The following is an 18,819-nucleotide window of genomic DNA, read 5'->3' as shown; positions in this document are numbered from 1 at the left end:
CCAGGGTCGAGAAACAAATCAGTTTATTTCGTAACAAGTTAGGATGTACTCCCTTCTTGTTGATATTGATTATCAATTAGATTTAGGTGTGTGTCAACACTCAAATGCAAATAGTTCTTATTTATTTTTATCGAGTATGTTTTGAATTGTTAGCACTAAAGTGGGTGCTGCTTTTTTCTGCAAAAACACATATGCTAGTTAAATAATTATAAAAATAATTAAAAGAATAAAACTATGTTTTCTATTTGGTCGATTAGCTTAATTGCCGTGGTGTATTTAGGCATATTGTTTGCTGTTGCAGGGTGGGCCGATAAGCGTAAGGTTTTACCTTTTAAAGGCTTAACTTATGGTTTGTCGTTAGGGGTTTATTGTACCTCGTGGGCTTTTTTTGGCACTACCGCACAGGCTGCAAGTAATGGCTGGTGGCTCGCCCCTACTTATGCGGGCACTATTATATTATTTATTTTTGGTTGGCAGCTATATTGCCGCATTGCGCATATTTGTCGGCAACAAAAACTTACCTCAATGGCCGACTTTATAGCCACTCGGTATGGACAATCATCGAGTTTGTCGGGTTTGGTGTCGCTTATTTCGGTGATTGCAATTGTGCCGTATATTTCTTTGCAGCTCAGTGCTACGGCGCAAAGTATTAACTTGCTTACCGACCGAGCGCCCACGCAAAGTAATGCGGTGTGGGCCGACAGTACTTTTTATATCACCTTGCTTTTAGCTTTATTTGCTATTTTATTTGGTGCTAGGCGGTTACGCCCAAGCGAGCATAACCCAGGGCTTATCGCCAGTATTGCGTTTGAGTCGGTGGTAAAGTTGCTGGCATTTATTACAGTGGGTTTATATGTTTGCTTTGCACTATTTGATAACCCAGTCGCCTTATACGAAAAAGCCTATGAGCTTAAACTACCCACCCAAGTTACCGCTACGCAAAGCCCTGTTTATGTATATGTTGCGCACACCTTACTAGGGCTTTTAGCTACGTTATGTTTGCCGCGTCAGTTTCATATGAGCTTTATTGAAAACAATAACGACAATGAACTGGCCAAAGCGCGGTGGATATTTCCACTTTATTTACTACTAATAAATTTATTTATTTTGCCTATAGCTTACGCCGGCTTGGTTTACTTTAATGGCAATGATATTGGCCACGATTCTTTTGTATTAGCATTGCCTATGGCGGCAAACAATACGCTGGTAACGTTATTGGCATTTTTAGGTGGGTTTTCGGCAGCAACCAGTATGGTGATTGTATCGTCGATTGTATTATCGGTAATGATCACTAATGATTTTATTAATCAGTTTATTTTACGTCGCTCGCAGCTTACCTCAAGTAGCCGTGGGTTAGATAAAAACAACTTATTACATGCGCGCAAAATTGTTATTGTGCTCATTTTACTACTTAGTTACTTTACTCACCGAGTACTTGGAGAAACCAGCACTTTAGCCACAGTGGGCTTAATGTCGTTTACTTTAGTGGCGCAGTTTGCACCTGCCATGATAATTGGTTTGTGGTGGCGACATGCCTCTTGCAGAGGCGCGCAACTGGGTATTTTAACCGGCTTTGTTATTTGGGGTTATACCTTACTATTACCAAACTTGGCCAGTGGCCTGGGGAGCCAAAGTAGTTGGCTAACAGAAGGGCCATGGCAAATAGCTTGGCTGGCGCCTACCGATTTATTGTCGCTTGGTTTGGAGAGTATTAGCCAAGCGTTATTGCTATCTTTAGGTGCAAATTGCTTAGTGTATTTATTAATGCCCTTTTTTAGCCAAGCCACTCTTGCTGAGCGATTACAAAGTAATAAATTTATTGCACAACCCCATGATTCGCGCCTAGACACTACATTGCATCCGTTGAGTTATCATGACCTGGGGGCTTTATTGCAGCGTTTTGCTGAAAAAGAGGCCAGTCAATCGTTGGTTAATCATTATTTTCCTGATGATAAAAGCCAATGGAAAAGCCCGGCTAAAGCCGAGTTAGAGTTATTGGTAGAGCGTGAAATGTCGGCAGTAATAGGCGGTGCATCGGCACGGCTTATTTTAGACGTAGCTAAAAATGAGCAACGCCAACCATTAGAGCAAGTGGCCGAATTTGTAGATGAGGCCAGCCAAGTACTTAAATTTAACCGCGATCTTTTACAATCTACAATTGAAAACATTCAACAAGGTATAAGTGTGGTAGATAGTGAATTGCGTTTAGTGGCGTGGAATAAAGGCTATAAACGTATGTTTACTTACCCAGACGATGCTTTATATATTGGCCGGCCAGTAGCCGATATTATTCGCTTTAATGCGCTGCGAGGGTTATTTAATAGCGGTAATATTGCCATTGAAATAGATAAGCGCTTAGCGTATTTAAAGCAAGGCAGTGCTTATAAGTTTCAGCGTTCGCACAGCGATGGCCGAGTGTTCGAAATGCAAGGCAACCCACTGCCCGGTGGTGGCTTTGTAACTACTTATACCGATATTACCGAGTTTGTAAAACAACAAAAAGCACTAACGCTAGCCAATGTAAGCCTAGAGGAAAAAGTAGCAACTCGTACCGCAGCATTAACGCAAGCTAACCAAGAGTTATCGCAGGCAAAACAAGTAGCCGAGCAAGCTACTGTGAGCAAAACCCGCTTTTTTGCGGCGGCCAGCCATGACTTATTGCAACCATTTAATGCCGCCAGCTTGTTTTGTTCTTTAATGAACGAAAAAGCACAAAGCTCTGAGCTAAAAGCGCTAGCACTCAATATTAAAAACTCATTAGGCAGTGCAGAAGAACTGCTTAGCAGTATTTTAGAATTAACCAAGTTAGATTCTGGCTCATTTAAAGTGCAGGCCAGCGAGTTTGATGTTAGTAGTTTAATTGAGCCGCTACGCAACGATTATTCGGCATTAGCAGCAGAAAAAGGCCTTAAATTTATTGTAAAGCAATGCGATGTACGCATACATACAGATAAAGCACTGTTGCGGCGGGTATTACGTAATTTACTTAGTAATGCCATACGCTATACCGAGCGCGGCGAGGTACGCTTAAAAGTGTTGCTTGAAGATGACAGCCATGTGTCGTTTGTTATTGAAGATACCGGTGTGGGGATTGCCGCAAGCGATCAGCAAAGTATTTATCAAGAGTTTAAGCAGCTGGGCGAAAAGCCCAATGCCGAAGGCCTAGGGTTAGGACTGTCGATCACTAAGCGTATTTGCGACTTACTGCAAATACCTTTGGTTATGGGTTCTGAGCTAGGTAAAGGAACGCAATTTACGCTCACCATGGCATGCACAGTAAGTAAAGCGGTACAACCTACTCAGCGGGTAATGCTTAACCCCGATACCGAACTAGGTCGCTTGCGTATTTGGCTGCTTGATAACGATAAAAATGTGCTTGATGCACTTAAGCAACTACTGCAAAACTGGGGCTGCGAAATAGCCACGGCAACTAATTTAGCTGAGCTTGAGCAATTAAAAGCAAGCGCTGCATTACCACAACTACTTATTATTGATTATCAGCTCGATGATGGTGTAACCGGGCTTGAGGTGCTTAATAAGGCGCTGCTTACTAACTTGCCGGTAATTGTAAATACAGCAAATCATGATGAAAGCATACGTGAGCAAGTGCTTGATGCAGGTTATCCGCTATTGTATAAACCGCTAAAAGCACCGGCATTAAAGCGTATGATTAAGCGACTAACCAAGTAAGTTAACGTGTAGTGTTTGTGGGCTAGTTTACTTCTAACTTACCGACTTGCGATAGCTGGTTAAATAAAATGCCAGCTTGGGTGCGGTTATAAACGTTGAGTTTGCGTAAAATAGCAGAAACATGCTGCTTAATAGTGGTTTCTTGAATCGACATTTCAAAAGCTATTTGCTTATTCAGTAAACCGTCGGCAATCATGGCAAGTACGCGGTATTGTTGCGGGGTAAGCTTTTCGAGATTTAGGGCAAAGCTGCTTTGCTCGTCATTAACAACTACGTCGGTTAAATCAATATCTGCGGGCAGCCAAGTGTCGCCATTGAGTACATGGCCAATAGCTTCGCCTATTATATCGAGCGATGATGATTTAGGAATATAACCTGCGGCACCTAAGCTCATAGCTTGTTTTATAATGCTGGGAGTTTCGTTGGCAGAAACCATAATTACTAAAATGTCGGGGTAATGATTACGTAGTTGCGATAGCGCTTGTAGGCCATTAGCACCGGGAATGGTTAAATCTAAAAATATAAGTTCTATTTCTGGGTGTATTTTGAGTAAGGCAAACAGTCCGTCTATGTCGCTGGTTTCTTGTATATGTTCTTCAGGAACGCAGGTTGCGGCTGCTTGGCGTAATGCACTTCTAAACAACGGGTGGTCGTCGGCAATTATGGTATTCACAGCAAAAGACATTCCAAATATTCTCCAATACATTTAGTTATAAGTGATTTTGCACAGTGAAACAAGGTTTGTCTGTTGGGGATAACACAGACAAACCTTTCACATAATAAAGACTAGAAGCGGTAGCCAACAGTTAACGACACAGTACGTGGGTCGCCAAAGTAGCCAATTAAGGTATTATCACCGCCTAAACCAGGCTGGTATTTGCTTACATTCGTTGGATCACTCGGATCGGGTGCTACAAACTGGTAACCGCCAATCATGTATTCTTCATTGGTGAGGTTTTTACCATATACACCAGCGGTCCAATGGCCGTCGGCGCTGTACCAAGTAACGCCTAGATTAAGCAGTCCGTACGCGTCTTGAGTTAGTAGGCTGTCTTCTTCAAATAAGGCGTAATCACCACGGTGGTAGTAATTACCATTAACTACAAAGTCGCCCATATCTGTGTACATGCGGTACGTAGCGCCTAAGTTAAAGGTTAAGTCTGGCGTGTTTGATACGCTAAAGCGATCAGATTTATCAAAGGCTGCGCCGGTATTTGGGTCAAAATCAATTACGTTATCAAAGCTACTGTCTATATAACCAATTGAGGCATTAAAGCTTAGTGACTCAGTAGCAACATAGTTAAGCTCTATTTCTACGCCATCTGATGTTGATTCACCAATATTACCTAAACGTTGGTTTAGGTCAGATCCGCTGTCGCCTGGGAGTACCGAAATATACTGGCGGTCTTTATGATCAAGGGTAAACAAGGTTATGTTTGCGCGTAAGTTATTATTCCATTCGCTTTTCATACCAAATTCAAATGAATCAACAACTTCTGGTTTTGCTGCTGGTTCAGGCGTGGTGGCTCTTGGGTTAAATGTACCCGACTTAAAGCCTTGGGCGTAACTGGCAAAAAACATAATATCGTTACTGTATTGGTACTCAACGCCCGCTCTTGGGGTAAAGCGCGACCAATCTTCGCTATCATCTAGTACGGTAGGTACTAGTTGTCCTTCTGGGCGAACATAACCTGGGATCCAGCCCGACTCAGGGTAAACAGTGTCGAATATGAGGCCATTATTTACAATCGCTTCTTTGCTGTCTTTGGTATAACGCGCGCCTAGGGTCATTGACCATTTGTTATCAAAGTCGTAAGAGCCTTGAATATAGGCAGCTTTACTTGTTGAGTTACTACAACCACTTACTTCACGAGTTAAGCCTGGTAAGTTTAAAGATTTACCATACTCTTCTAAAATTGCTTGGAATTGACCACATGACTCGCCATCGTAGTAATACAAGCCCGACACTAATTTATAGTTATCGCCTTGATGATTTAGCTGTATTTCGTGAGTGGTTTGCTCATCTTCATATATAGCGGGTACATCAAAAATACGCTTTGAGGTGTTATCAAAGTCGATATTGGTTGGCGAGTAACCATCTCGGCTGGCGCCAACATATTTAATGCTTGTACTGTCACTCATATCCCAACGTGCGGTAAAACTATAACCTTCAAGCTCTACTTCGTTCCAGGTAGGTAAGCTGGTGTAAGAGTCGTATACGCTGTCGGGTACCGGAGCGTCAGTGAGTATGCTAGGTAGTAAACGATAGCCGCCTTTTGAGTTTGAGGTGTCTTTGGTTTTATCCCAAGCAAGTTTAAAAAATAAGTCATCTGTTGGCGTGTACTCTAGGGTAACGCGGGCTGCGGTTACGTCTTTGTTGTAGTTTTCACGATCTTGATTGGTTAAATCTGAGGTTAAAAACTCACCAAAGCCATCGCGGTTTAAAGTAGCAAAACCAAAGCCAACATAGAGCTTTTCATCAATAAGCGGTAGTTGCCCGGTAACTTTTAGATCTTTTTGACCATAACTACCTACCGTGCCTTTAATGTTAAGGGTTGCATCGCCATCCATTTCTTTGGTGACGTATTTAATTGCGCCGCCAATAGTGTTTTTACCATATAGCGTGCCTTGCGGGCCGCGTAGTACTTCAATTTGTTGCACGTCGAGCAGGTCAAGTACCGCGCCTTGTGGACGCGCTATGTATACATCATCTATATAAATACCTACACCGGCTTCGTATCCCCATAGCGGATCTTGTTGGCCTACACCCCTAATAAATGCAGTAATAGTTGAGTTAGTACCACGGCTAGATTGCAGTGTAGTGTTAGGCGAAAATTGTTGTACTTCGGTCATTACACTAATACCGTTTTCAGCCAGTTCTTGTGCGCCAATAGAGGTTACTGCTACCGGTACTTCTTGTAAGTTTTCTACCGTTTTACGCGCCGTTACTTCAATGCGCTCTAGCTCGCCTTTGTTAACTTGGTTAGTTTGTTGTTCTGCTGCATAACTATTTGCACCGATCAGCGCCAATGACACAGCGAGTGTAACGGGTGCGACTTTTTTATTGAGCTTTATCATGTTGATTACCTTTTATTGTTGTGATTAATGCCAACGGAATAAATACCAGCTATTTATTTGCCTATACCTAAGTGCCGTTGTTTAAGCCTCGCCATCGCTAACTACTAAGATTGCTGCAGACCTTTACTCATTGCTCATGTCACCTGTTAACTACTTTAGAAGATTGTTACAAAAAATGAATTAGTACCATAGTGCTATACCTAGGTTAAACCCATATATAACAATGCCTGCAAGCCTAAATATAACTATGTAGTACCATAGTGCTATGTATTTAGTTACAAATAAGCAACAATATAATTAACATTACTGCGATGTCACCTCATCTTTGTAATAACAATAACTTTAGGAAAGCTTATGCTGAGCATGATAGGGCTAGTAGGTGGTTTAATACTGCTGATTATTTTAACTTTGCGCGGGGTAAATTTATTTATAGCCGCACCGCTATGCGCGTTACTTGTAGCACTGAGTAGCGACATGGCAATTTTTCCTGTCACGGCCGATATTAATTTTATTAATGCTTATATGGATGGTTTTGCTAGTTTTTTAAGTGCATGGTTTTTTATGTTCTTGCTGGGATCACTATTTGGTAAGTTTATGGAAGACACCGGCGCTGCCGATAGTGTGGCCAGTTATATAGTTGGCAAATTAGGTATGAAACATGCTGTTTTAGCAATAGTGATAGCGTGTGCGGTATTAACCTATGGTGGTGTTAGTTTATTTGTGGTGGCTTTTTCGGTGTACCCGATGGCGCTTAGCTTATTTAAAGACGCAAACCTGCCACGGCGCTTTATTCCGGCTACGCTGGCTTTTGGCTCGGTTACTTTTACTATGACCTCGGCAGGATCGCCCGAAATTCAAAATTGGATCCCAATAAAATATTTAGGCACCTCCCCCTATGCCGCATGGGAAGTAAGCCTAGTGGTGGCTATTTTTATGGCGACATTTGGCTATTATTGGCTCAATAAAATGATAAAAAAAGCGCTTGCCAATGGTGAACATTTTGAAGAGCGCGATGACGATCCAAGCGTGGTTGATCGTAAAAGGCCACACCCTATTACTGGGCTTATTCCGCTATTAGTGGTGCTGCTATTGTCATTCACTTTACATGATACATTACAACAAACCGCGCTTATTATTGCCCTACTAGGTGGCGTGCTGAGTATTATGGTAATTAACTTTAAGTACTTTCATGATCTGGCTGGCGCTGTAAATGTAGGAACAACCGGGGCATTAGTGGCAATAGGAAATACAGCCGCGGTGGTTGGGTTTGGTGCAGTTGCCAAAGTGTCACCAGCATTTACTGCCGCGGTTGAAGTAATGACCCATATGCCAGGTAATGAGCTAGTAGGCGCGGCCGTAGCGGTAAGTGTAATAGCGGGGCTAACGGGTTCTGCCTCAGGAGGGCAAGTTATTGCATTACCACTGGTTGCTCCAGGATATATAGATATGGGGGTTAACCCAGAGCAACTACACCGCGTGGTAGCTATTAGTTCAGGTGCGCTAGATACCTTGCCGCACAATGGTTATGTAGTTACTTTGATCCGCGCTATTTGTAAAGAAACACATCAGCGTGCTTATTGGTCTATGGCTGCGTTAACAACCGTAGTACCGCTAATTGGGGTTGCATTAGCAATTGGCTTATTTATTTTCTTTTAAGGGATAACAATGAAAACTAAATTAATAATGAGTGTACTGCTGTTAATAGTAAGCACAGTTGCTTATAGCAATGATAAAATAGCGCCTATGTTGGTTGAAAAACAACATTTTACCACTAAAAATTTTACTACTGTGTCGGGAGTTACGCTTAGCCAAGTAGACGTAGGCTGGGAGAGCTACGGTACTTTAAATAAAGCTAAAGATAATGTGGTACTAATTACGCATTATTTTTCGGGCACGTCGCATGCAGCTGGTAAATATAAAGCCGACGATGCCTTAGCGGGTTATTGGGATGCGTTAATTGGCCCAGGTAAAGCAATCGACACTAATAAATACTTTGTTATTAGCTCAGACACTTTAGTTAATGCCAATTGGCACGATCCTAATGTAATTACGACTGGCCCTGCATCAACTAATCCGGCAACAGGTAAACCGTATGGCCTTGATTTTCCGGTAGTGACCATTACTGATTTTGTTGAAGTGCAAAAACGCTTACTAGATAGTTTAGGTATTAACAAACTGCATGCCGTAATAGGTGCCTCAATGGGATCGTTTCAGGCACTGGAGTGGGCGGTACGTTATCCAGAGCAAGTAGAGCGCTTAGTACATGTAATTGGTGCGGCAACCATGGATGCATGGACTGTGTCGGCACTAGAAAAGTGGGCTATGCCAATTCGTTTAGATAAAAACTGGCAGCAAGGTAATTACTATAATAAAGAGCGCCCGCTTGCAGGGCTTACCGCTACGCTACTAAACATTACCCAAGATGCTATGCATCCGCTTATTTATAACGCTAGTTTCCCAAATTTTGAGGTGCTAGATGACGACGCACTGCAAGATATTCGTACTCTACCAAAAGTAAACCAGGTTTTAGAGGCTAGAGCATTAGCTAAAGCTAAGCTACAAGATGCAAACCATGTGTTGTACTTAGTGCGAGCATCGCAGTTATTTACCGCAGGTAGATCAGCCAATTTAACTGATGCCCTAAAAAAGGTGCAGGCAAAAACCTTATTGCTACCTGCCACTAACGATTTATTACTACGTCCCGAAAATGTCCGCAAAATGCACTCAATAATGGATGAACTAGGTAAGGAGGTTACTATTTCTGAAATTGCGGGAGGCTGGGGTCATTTAGATGGGCTGTTTTCGATTGCGCCTAAAGCGCAGCAAATTAGTGAGTTTTTAGCCAACTAGGAGGCCTGCATGAGCAAAACAATTTTAATAACCGGTGCAGCCAGCGGTATTGGCTTATATATAGCACAGCAATTAGCCGTAGCGGGTCATCATATTATAGTAACCGACCTAAATGCAGCGCACGCAAAAGAAGCGGCAGAAGATATTGTTACTAATGGTGGAAAAGCCCAAGGTTATGCATTAAATGTGGCCGACAGCGAGGCAATTACCGTTTTTTTTAAGCAGTTACCGCAAGCTGTTGATGTACTTATAAATAATGCCGGCATTCAGCACGTAGCAAAGCTTGAAGAATTTCCGGCTGATAAATGGCAATTTTTGCAGCAAGTAATGCTCGTTGGGCCTGCAATGATGACCCAAGCGGTATTGCCTAAAATGCGGGAACAAAATTTTGGCCGAATTATTAATATTGGCTCTATTCATGCCATGGTGGCCTCTAAATATAAGTCGGCCTATGTGGCCGCCAAACATGGCTTAATTGGCTTTAGTAAAACCATAGCGCTTGAAACAGGAGATGCCAATATAACCATTAATACCGTGTGCCCCGCGTATGTGAAAACTCCGCTAGTAGAGCAGCAAATTGCCGCACAAGCCAAAGAGCATGGTTTATCTGAGCAACAAGTTATCGATACTATTATGCTAGCACCCATGCCTAAAAAAGCCTTTATTGGTTTAGATGAAATACACCATACGGTAACCTTTTTAATGGCTGATGCGGCGCGAAACATTACCGCACAAGCTATAGCAATAGATGGCGGCTGGACCGCACAATAGGAGCTAACAATGGCAGGATTCGATAAAGTAGTAAGCAGTTACAGCGAAGCAATGGCAGGGCTTGAGGATGGCATGACAGTGATTGCCGGTGGTTTTGGCTTGTGCGGTATACCGGAGGGACTTATTGGCCAAATTAAACGCCAAGGTATTCGTAACTTAACTGTGGTGTCTAATAACTGTGGCGTAGATGGTTTTGGTTTAGGCGTGTTACTAGAGGATAAACAAATACGCAAAATGGTGGCCTCGTATGTGGGCGAAAATGCCTTATTTGAGCAGCAACTACTTAGTGGTGAGCTAGATGTAGAGCTTACTCCACAAGGTACACTGGCTGAAAAAATGCGCGCTGGTGGTGCAGGTATTCCTGCTTTTTATACCGCCACTGGAGTAGGCACGCCAGTGGCTGAGGGCAAAGAAACGCGCAATATTAATGGTCGAGACTACTTGTTAGAACACAGTATTACCGGTGACTTTGCCATTGTAAAAGCCTGGAAAGCGGATCGCTTTGGTAATTGTATTTATCGCCATACCGCGATGAACTTTAATCCTATGGCCGCCACCGCAGGTAAAATAACTGTACTCGAAGTAGAAGAAATTGTAGAGCCTGGGGAGTTAGAGCCAAGCCAAATACACACTCCCGGTATTTATATCGATCGGGTTATAAAAGGGGTGTTTGAAAAACGCATAGAAAAAGTGACCACCCAAGCAGCAAAGCAATAAGGAGTAAGCTAATGGCATTAACACGTGAACAAATCGCCAAGCGAGTCGCGATGGAATTACAAGATGGCTATTACGTTAATTTAGGCATTGGTATTCCTACCTTAGTAGCTAACTATGTCCCCGATAATATTGCAGTAATGCTGCAATCAGAAAATGGCCTACTGGGTATGGGGCAGTATCCTACTGCCGATGCGCTCGATGCTGATATGATAAACGCCGGTAAAGAAACCGTTACTGCCGCCACTGGCGCAGCAATTTTTAACTCAGCCGAAAGCTTTGCGATGATCCGCGGCGGTCATGTTGACTTAACCGTATTGGGTGCCTTTGAGGTTGACCAAAACGGCAATATTGCTAGCTGGATGATCCCCAATAAGTTAATAAAAGGTATGGGCGGTGCGATGGATTTAGTGGCTGGTGCAAAAAACATTATTTGTACCATGACCCACGCTAATAAGCATGGTGAGTCAAAATTACTCAGTGAGTGCAGCTTACCGCTCACCGGTGTGGGGTGTATTAATAAAGTAATTACCGACTTGGCCTTACTGGAAATTAAAGATGGTGCATTTCATTTGTTAGAGCGCGCCCCCGGAGTGAGCGTAGAAGAAATTCAAGCGAAAACACAGGGGCGTTTAATTATCCCTAAAAACACACCCGAAATGACATTTTAATAATAGCTTATTAATTAAGCCCGCATTGTTGCGGGTTTTTTTATAACTTAAAAAGCTACCAATTTATTTATTATAAAACCACTTTAAATATAAAGGCACTATAAATCAAAGAGTAATGCGCGGCTAGTTTTGTCCTTTTTGCGCATGGTTTTTATGCACAAAAAGCGCGTAAAGATCATCAATGCACCTTACCGTCTAAATATTTAGTTAATTTCACGTTAACAATAAGCTGCGCTTTAGATAGCAGTTTGTAGTCGCTTATCTACCTGACAATAAATACACCAACACAGCGTGGAGACAACAATGAAAGCAAGTAACACACAACTCGCTTTGGCAGTAGCTGCCGCATTAGCGAGCACATCAGTTTTAGCCGATAACGATACCGATAAATTACAACAGCAATTAGATGCATTACAAAAAGAAGTCAGTGCATTAAAAAAATCGAGTGGTTTTAATTTAGAGTTTGGTGGACGCGTACAGCTTGACTACAACTATTTTGATGGCGCTTACAATGCAGATAATGGCGGCTCTGGCGGCAGTGATTTTTTTCCGCGACGTATTCGTACTTACGTTGCTAGCGAGCATGGTAATTGGGATCACAAGTTATTACTCGAATTTGGCGAAGGCACAGCTGAAATTGTTATGGCACGTGTACGTTATGCGTTTGATAACGGGCTTAAAATTAAAGCAGGTAAAATTCGCGAAGATATATCGCTTAATGCATTAACCAGCTCAAAACATATCAACACTATTGAGCGTAGTAGTTTAGCAAATACCTTCTCGCCATTTTTTCGTTGGGGTGCATCGGCTTACCAATACTTTAAAGATTCGGGATTTCGCTACGCAGTGGGTGTTTATAAAAATGATGCCTTTGGCGCAACGGGTAATGATGAAAACGACAGGCTAACTTTGGCTGCAACAGGGCGCGTAACGTGGTCAAGTGCTGCACCGGGTGATGTGATTCATTTAGGGGCGTGGCATTCATATCGTGATATGGGCGGCAATGAATTAGGTGCGCGTTTTGCTCGTGGAGAAGTTCGCGAAGCTAATACTAGGCTTGTTGATTATGCCGCTGGTGGCGTAACCGCAGCACTTGATAGCTTATCGCAAAGCGGACTTGAATTTGCTTACCAAGCAGATTCTTTAACCCTTGAAGCTGAATATGCAAGCCGCTCGTTAAACGCAGTTAATAGCGCAGACTTGCTAGATGGCGAGCGCTTTGATGGTTTTCATGTATCGGCAAGTTACTTTTTAGGTGGCGAGCAGCGCCAATACAAAGCAAGTTCAGCATTATTTGTACAACCTAAAAACATTAAAAATGCATGGGAGTTAGTTGCGCGTGTTTCACAAATGGATGCAACTAGCAGCTTACAAGGGACGCAAGCAACTACTTATACATTAGGCACATCTTATTACATCAGTAGCGATATTAAGTTTATGGGCAACCTTATTTACAGTGATGTGACAGGCCCTGGTACTACAGCTTTGGTAGGCGATGAAGACTCTGGTATGGGCTTTAGTGCGCGTATGCAGTATTTATTTTAAGGAATCATACAATGAAATTATTTAAGTCACTTAAATCACTAAAAACCACAGTACTTGCAGCATCGCTGGTACTTAGCAGCCCATTTGTAATGGCCGACATTCACTTTTTAGTACCTGGCGGCCCTGGTGGCGGTTGGGATACAACAGCACGTGGTGTAGGCGAAGGTTTAGTTAAGTCAGGTATTGAAGATAATGCGTCTTTTCAAAATATGTCGGGTGGCGGCGGCGGTCGTGCTATTGCTTACTTAATTGAGTCGGGCACTAAAAAGGGCGATATTTTAATGGTTAACTCAACACCTATCGTATTGCGTGCATTAACTGGTCGCATTCCTTATAGCTACCGCGATTTAACTCCTGTTGCCAGCATGATTGCCGATTATGGCGCATTTGTGGTGCGTAACGATTCGCCATTTAAAACGTGGCAAGATGTTGTTAAATCAATCAAAGAAGATCCAAGCTCAGTAAAGGTAGCGGGCGGTTCTGCGCGTGGCAGTATGGATCATTTAGTTGCAGCGCAAGCAGTTAAAGCGGCGGGTATTGATGGTCGACGTTTACGTTATATTCCTTACGACGCCGGTGGTAAAGCAAAAGCTGGATTACTATCAGGCGAAGTTAACTTACTTTCTACCGGCTTAAGTGAAGCACTAGAAGTAGCTAATGGTGGTCAAGCACGCATTTTAGCGGTTACCTCAGGTGGGCCGTTACCGGATTACCCAGAAATACCTACCCTTAAATCTCTTGGTTACGATATGGAATTTGTAAACTGGCGTGGTTTTTTTGCAGCGCCGAACTTACCTGCTGAAAAATTGGCAGAGTACACCAAAAAACTGCGCAAATTACAAAGTACTCCTGAGTGGGAAGTTGTCCGTGCACGTAACGGTTGGTTAAATTTATTCCAAGAAAAAGAGCAGTTTATTAAGTCATTAGAAGCGCAAGAAGCGCAGCTTAAAGTAGTGATGGAAGAGCTTGGCTTTATCCGTACATTGCAATAATCGAGGTTTAAAATGATGAATCGCGAATTACTAGGGCCAAGTTTATTCTTGGCGCTATTTACCCTGTACGCCGTTGTTGCATGGCAAATTCCACTTTTACCGTTTGAAGAATACGAAACGGTTACTTCTGCAACTCTACCTAAAGTATATGCCGCGTTTGGTATTGTGGTGTGTTTACTTGCTATTGCTACAACATTACTTAAACCAAGCGAAAAAGAAGCTACCGATGAAAACCTCGAAAAATCACATGTACTGCGTACTATTAGCTTATTAGTGCTAATGGTGATTTATAGCGCCATGTTAGAGCCGGTTGGGTTTTTAATTTCGACCAGTACATTTTTGTTAGCAGGCTTTTTTGTAATGGGTGAAAGGCGCAAAGGTATTTTATTATTTGCATCGATTCCGGTTGCTGTGGTGTTTTGGTTTTTAATGACTCAAGTGCTAGGTATTTACTTAGTTCCGGGCGATTTGTGGAGTTAAATTATGTTTGATGGAATTATGCTTGGTTTGTCGACCGTGCTCGACTTTAATAATTTAATGTATGTGATTGCTGGCTGCCTAGTGGGCACTTTTATTGGTATGTTACCGGGGTTAGGGCCAATTACTGCGATTGCATTAATGATCCCGATTACTTATAGCATAGGTGCCGACTCAGGCATGATTTTAATGGCAGGTGTTTATTATGGTGCCATTTTTGGTGGTTCTACTTCATCTATTTTAATTAACGCACCAGGGGTTGCGGGTACGGTGGCATCCTCCTTTGATGGCTACCCACTGGCAAAACAAGGCCATGCAGGTAAAGCATTGGCAATTGCTGCCTACTCCTCCTTTATAGGGGGCACTATCGGCGCTATATTGTTAATGGTTGCCGCACCTTTATTAGCTAAAGTATCGCTGAGTTTTCAATCACCAGATTATGTAGTGCTGATGTTTTTAGGCTTAACCGCAATTGCAGCGTTTTCTAATAAAGGACAATTTTTAAAAGCGATGATGATGACGGTATTTGGGCTAATGCTTGCTACTGTTGGCATCGATCCTTCATCGGGCACCGACCGATTTACTTTTGGCCAAGCGGACTTACTTGATGGTATTAGCTTTTTATTAGTGGCTATGGCAACCTTTGCATTAGCAGAAGCGTTAGTTAACGTAGTAAAACCAGAGAAAAAAGACGCCAAAAATATTAACGATTCAGATACGCCGCAAATAGGTTCAACTAAGTTAACTAAAAGCGAGATTAAAGAAATAGCGCCAGTGATTGGTCGCTCGTCTATTTTGGGCTTTATTGTCGGTGTGTTACCGGGCGCAGGCGCAACTATTGCAAGTTTTATGGCTTATGCAACCGAGCGCAACTTAGCACCGAAAGGCTTAAAAGAAAAATTTGGTAAAGGCTCATTACGTGGTTTAGCTGCACCCGAATCGGCTAATAATGCGGCATGTACTGGCTCATTTGTACCTTTGTTAACGCTAGGTATTCCGGGCTCAGGTACTACGGCTATTATGCTAGGGGCATTAATTGCCTATGGTATACAACCAGGGCCAATGCTTATGCAAGAAAACCCCAGTGTTTTTTGGTCTGTTATTGTTAGTATGTACTTTGGTAATATAGTGCTGCTTATTTTAAACTTACCGCTTATTCCTTACTTTGCAAAAGTATTAGCTATGCCCAAATCGGTACTCACAGTAATGATTTTGTTCTTTAGCTTAATTGGTGTGTATTTGGTGTCTTTTAATACCTTTGACTTATTTATGATGGTGGGATTTGCCTTAGTGGCGTTGGTATTACGATTATTAGCTTTTCCTATGGCACCTTTATTACTCGGTTTTATTTTGGGTGATATGATAGAACGTAATTTCCGTCGCTCTATGATGATTTCTGATGGTTCATTGAGCTTTTTATGGGATCGCCCACTTACATTGAGTATATTTGTTATTTCAATTTTAGTGCTTTTATTTCCGTTAAAAGATTACTTAATGCAGCGCCGTGCAGATAAAGCTGCGCTTCAAGAGCAGGCTTAACAGAGTCATAAAATGAAAAACACCAACCCGCTAAGCCCATTGCAACATATGGTTAAAAAACCTAAACGCCTAGAAACTCGGCTAATTATTTGGGTAACCGGTTTATGTGTATTACAAGCATTGTTGTTTGGCGCGTTGGTGTATCAGCTTACGGCGCAAAGCTTACATAGTCACATTGGCGACAAAGCATTGGCCGTTGCCAGCAGTATAGCCTCACGCGTTGATGTTATAAAAGCACTGCAAAATCCAAAAGATTTATTGGCTATTAACGAGGAAGTAGAAGAAATAAGGCAACTCACTGGAGCCGACTTTATTGTTATTGGCGATGAAAATGCATTGCGTATTGTGCATCCTGATGAAAAGAAAATTGGCAAGCGTATGGTGGGTGGCGATAGCCAAGCTGCATTAAAGGGTGAGCGCTATATTTCGCTTGCCCGTGGCAGTTTAGGAGAGTCAATTCGCGGTAAGGTGCCTGTTTATTCGAATAATAACCAAATAATAGGCTTGGTATCGGTCGGGTTTTTAGTACAGTCAATTGACCCTCTTATACGTTCTCGCAGTATTGAGATTTTAATTTGGGGCTTAGTGGTGGTGGGCTTAAGTATTGTGGTGGCTATTTATATTGGTCAGCGGGTGCGAAATGCTATTTTTGGTTTACAGCCAGATGAGATTGCGCGGTTGTTTTCAGAACAAAATGCTATTTTAAATACGGTGCGTAACGGTATAATTGCGCTCGACCCCGAGGGGAATGTACGTAAGTTGAATCAACGTGCTTGCGAAATTTTAGATAAACCTCTTGCTTATACTCACCAACCCCTCACGCTTGCTGATTTACTTCCTGAGCATGCTGAATTTTTGCTGCGTAACCAGTCACGTGAAATAGTAGGGTTTGAACTATTTGCCGCCGATAAACGAATAATATTATCGCGCTTTGCTTTGCAGGTACAAGGCCAAGCTGATGGCATTTTACTTAGTATGCGCCCCTCTGATGAACTCGAATATTTAAGCCAACAACTTACTAAAGTGCAAGCGTTTGCGGAGCTGTTAAGAGTGCAAACTCATGACTATTCAAATAAGCTCAATTTAATTGGGGCGTTAGTGCAAATGGGCAAAAATGAGCAAGCGATTGAAATTATAGGTCAAGAAAGCCAAGGATCGCAGGCGCAAATACATAACTTGTTAGAGCGAATACAAGATCCTGTGCTTGCAGGTTTGTTAGTTGGTAAATACCATAAAGCAAGAGAGTTAAATGTGGTGTTAACGCTTAACCCTGATAGCTTGCTTGGTGAAATAACTCGCAAAGATATTTTAGAGCGGGTGGTATCTATTTTAGGTAACCTAATCGACAACGCGATTGATGCGGCCATTCGAGCATCAGATACTCGTGCTGCTAAAGTGCGGGTAACGGTTGATGAAACCAGCAAAACGCTACTTTTTGATGTAGAAGATAGCGGTTTTGGTTTAGGACCTGATCATAATGTGATATTTACCCCACAATACAGCTCTAAGTCGGGGGCGGAACATGGAATTGGTTTGTATTTAGTTAAAACTAATTTAGATTCGTGCGGTGGGAGTTTAGAAATAGGTGAATCAGATCTACTGGGTGCGCGCCTCAGTGTTTATATCCCCAAATAATAAGAGTAATAAAACATGACGTACTCAGTAGTGATAGTGGAAGATGAAGTAGAGGTTGCGCAGTTATTAGCACAATATTTACTGCTACCCAATGGTGTTGCAGGAAACAACACACCCAAGCAAAGTCTCAGGCAAGGGCAGTATCAGGTAGTGGGCATTGCCGGTAACTTAGCTACGGCAAAGGCTTTGTTGCAGGCAGTTAATCCAGATTTAGTGTTACTTGATATTCATTTGCCCGACGGTAACGGCTTAGACTTATTGAGTGATTTGCGCCGCTTAAACATAAAAAGCGAAGTGATGTTGCTCACAGCGGCAAAAGAAGTGGAAATACTCGAAAAAGCAATGCAGTTAGGCGCCAGTGACTTTTTAGTAAAACCACTCATGTTAAGTAGGTTAGATCAAGCTCTGGCACGTTTTGAAGCTCGCCAACAATGCTTTTCGGCTGCTGTTGAGGTGACGCAGTCTATGGTTGATACCCTATTTGGTTCAAAAGAGCGTGTTAGTACCACAACACGCTTACCCAAAGGAGTCGACTCGCTTACCTTAAAAAAAATAATAACTGCATTTAATGAACATAAAGAAACAGCATTTACAGCTCAGCAAATGGGGGATTTAGTGGGTGTAAGCCGATCTACTGCTCGCCGATATCTAGAATACATGCTTGAAGCGGGGCAGGTTAGAGCTGATCAAAGCTATGGTAGTATTGGTCGTCCAGAGCGTTGCTATAAAATATGCCAATAAAATAAAGAGTACTGAGTAAGGTAAGGCCTCATTAGGTAAATAGATCGCTCGCTCGCACTACAAAAAATAGCTATTTCAAAGGATGGATCATTTTTTTTATATAATTGGCTGCATTT

General features: G+C 42.4%; 14 protein-coding genes. 12 read left to right on the top strand and 2 right to left on the bottom strand.

Going from position 1 to position 18,819, the window contains the following annotated elements; all coding sequences use genetic code 11:
* Positions 1-234: 234 nt before the first annotated feature.
* Positions 235-3,690 carry a PAS domain-containing hybrid sensor histidine kinase/response regulator gene (locus AAEZ18_RS06725; protein WP_011329574.1) on the top strand — a complete coding sequence of 1,152 codons (3,456 nt, stop codon included), beginning with the start codon at positions 235-237 and terminating at the stop codon, positions 3,688-3,690.
* A 22-nt stretch (positions 3,691-3,712) separates the two neighbouring features.
* Here AAEZ18_RS06725 and AAEZ18_RS06720 read toward each other — a convergent pair whose 3' ends face one another.
* Entirely contained in the window at positions 3,713-4,375 is a 663-nt protein-coding gene (locus AAEZ18_RS06720; protein WP_011329573.1) for a response regulator transcription factor, read from the bottom strand.
* Between the two features lie 101 nt (positions 4,376-4,476).
* Positions 4,477-6,768 carry a TonB-dependent receptor gene (locus AAEZ18_RS06715; protein WP_182678408.1) on the bottom strand — a complete coding sequence of 764 codons (2,292 nt, stop codon included), beginning with the start codon at positions 6,766-6,768 and terminating at the stop codon, positions 4,477-4,479.
* Positions 6,769-7,122: 354 nt separating this feature from the next.
* Here AAEZ18_RS06715 and AAEZ18_RS06710 point away from each other — a divergent pair, with 354 nt between their 5' ends.
* The 11 genes from AAEZ18_RS06710 (at position 7,123) to AAEZ18_RS06660 (ending at position 18,703) form a co-directional block, all read left to right on the top strand.
* Positions 7,123-8,424 carry a GntP family permease gene (locus AAEZ18_RS06710; RefSeq protein WP_011329571.1) on the top strand — a complete coding sequence of 434 codons (1,302 nt, stop codon included), beginning with the start codon at positions 7,123-7,125 and terminating at the stop codon, positions 8,422-8,424.
* A gap of 9 nt (positions 8,425-8,433) precedes the next feature.
* Positions 8,434-9,618: an E22 family MetX-like putative esterase gene (locus AAEZ18_RS06705; RefSeq protein ID WP_309216620.1), complete on the top strand. Its 1,185-nt coding sequence runs from the start codon at positions 8,434-8,436 to the stop codon at positions 9,616-9,618.
* Positions 9,619-9,627: 9 nt separating this feature from the next.
* Positions 9,628-10,389 carry a 3-hydroxybutyrate dehydrogenase gene (locus AAEZ18_RS06700; RefSeq protein WP_089368891.1) on the top strand — a complete coding sequence of 254 codons (762 nt, stop codon included), beginning with the start codon at positions 9,628-9,630 and terminating at the stop codon, positions 10,387-10,389.
* A 9-nt stretch (positions 10,390-10,398) separates the two neighbouring features.
* Positions 10,399-11,106, top strand: coding sequence for a CoA transferase subunit A (locus AAEZ18_RS06695; RefSeq protein WP_011329568.1), 708 nt, complete (start codon positions 10,399-10,401; stop codon positions 11,104-11,106).
* An 11-nt stretch (positions 11,107-11,117) separates the two neighbouring features.
* Positions 11,118-11,774: a 3-oxoacid CoA-transferase subunit B gene (locus tag AAEZ18_RS06690; protein ID WP_024594936.1), complete on the top strand. Its 657-nt coding sequence runs from the start codon at positions 11,118-11,120 to the stop codon at positions 11,772-11,774.
* A 303-nt stretch (positions 11,775-12,077) separates the two neighbouring features.
* Positions 12,078-13,319 (top strand): OprO/OprP family phosphate-selective porin, encoded by a 1,242-nt coding sequence (locus AAEZ18_RS06685; protein ID WP_089368890.1) that lies wholly within the window; start codon positions 12,078-12,080, stop codon positions 13,317-13,319.
* 11 nt (positions 13,320-13,330) lie between these two features.
* Positions 13,331-14,311 carry a Bug family tripartite tricarboxylate transporter substrate binding protein gene (locus AAEZ18_RS06680; RefSeq protein WP_089368889.1) on the top strand — a complete coding sequence of 327 codons (981 nt, stop codon included), beginning with the start codon at positions 13,331-13,333 and terminating at the stop codon, positions 14,309-14,311.
* 12 nt (positions 14,312-14,323) lie between these two features.
* Positions 14,324-14,791 carry a tripartite tricarboxylate transporter TctB family protein gene (locus AAEZ18_RS06675; RefSeq protein ID WP_089368888.1) on the top strand — a complete coding sequence of 156 codons (468 nt, stop codon included), beginning with the start codon at positions 14,324-14,326 and terminating at the stop codon, positions 14,789-14,791.
* A 3-nt stretch (positions 14,792-14,794) separates the two neighbouring features.
* Positions 14,795-16,327, top strand: coding sequence for a tripartite tricarboxylate transporter permease (locus AAEZ18_RS06670; protein ID WP_089368887.1), 1,533 nt, complete (start codon positions 14,795-14,797; stop codon positions 16,325-16,327).
* A gap of 12 nt (positions 16,328-16,339) precedes the next feature.
* Entirely contained in the window at positions 16,340-17,962 is a 1,623-nt protein-coding gene (locus AAEZ18_RS06665) for an ATP-binding protein (protein ID WP_089368886.1), read from the top strand.
* A gap of 15 nt (positions 17,963-17,977) precedes the next feature.
* Complete coding sequence (locus AAEZ18_RS06660; protein ID WP_182684150.1) at positions 17,978-18,703, top strand: response regulator; 726 nt, start codon at positions 17,978-17,980, stop codon at positions 18,701-18,703.
* Positions 18,704-18,819: the final 116 nt, after the last annotated feature.

This window comes from Pseudoalteromonas sp. 19-MNA-CIBAN-0066, assembly GCF_040308705.1.
Taxonomy (GTDB): Bacteria; Pseudomonadota; Gammaproteobacteria; order Enterobacterales; family Alteromonadaceae; genus Pseudoalteromonas; species Pseudoalteromonas nigrifaciens.
Note: the sequence above shows the minus strand (reverse complement) of the source record. Positions and strands in the feature narration are given on the sequence as shown.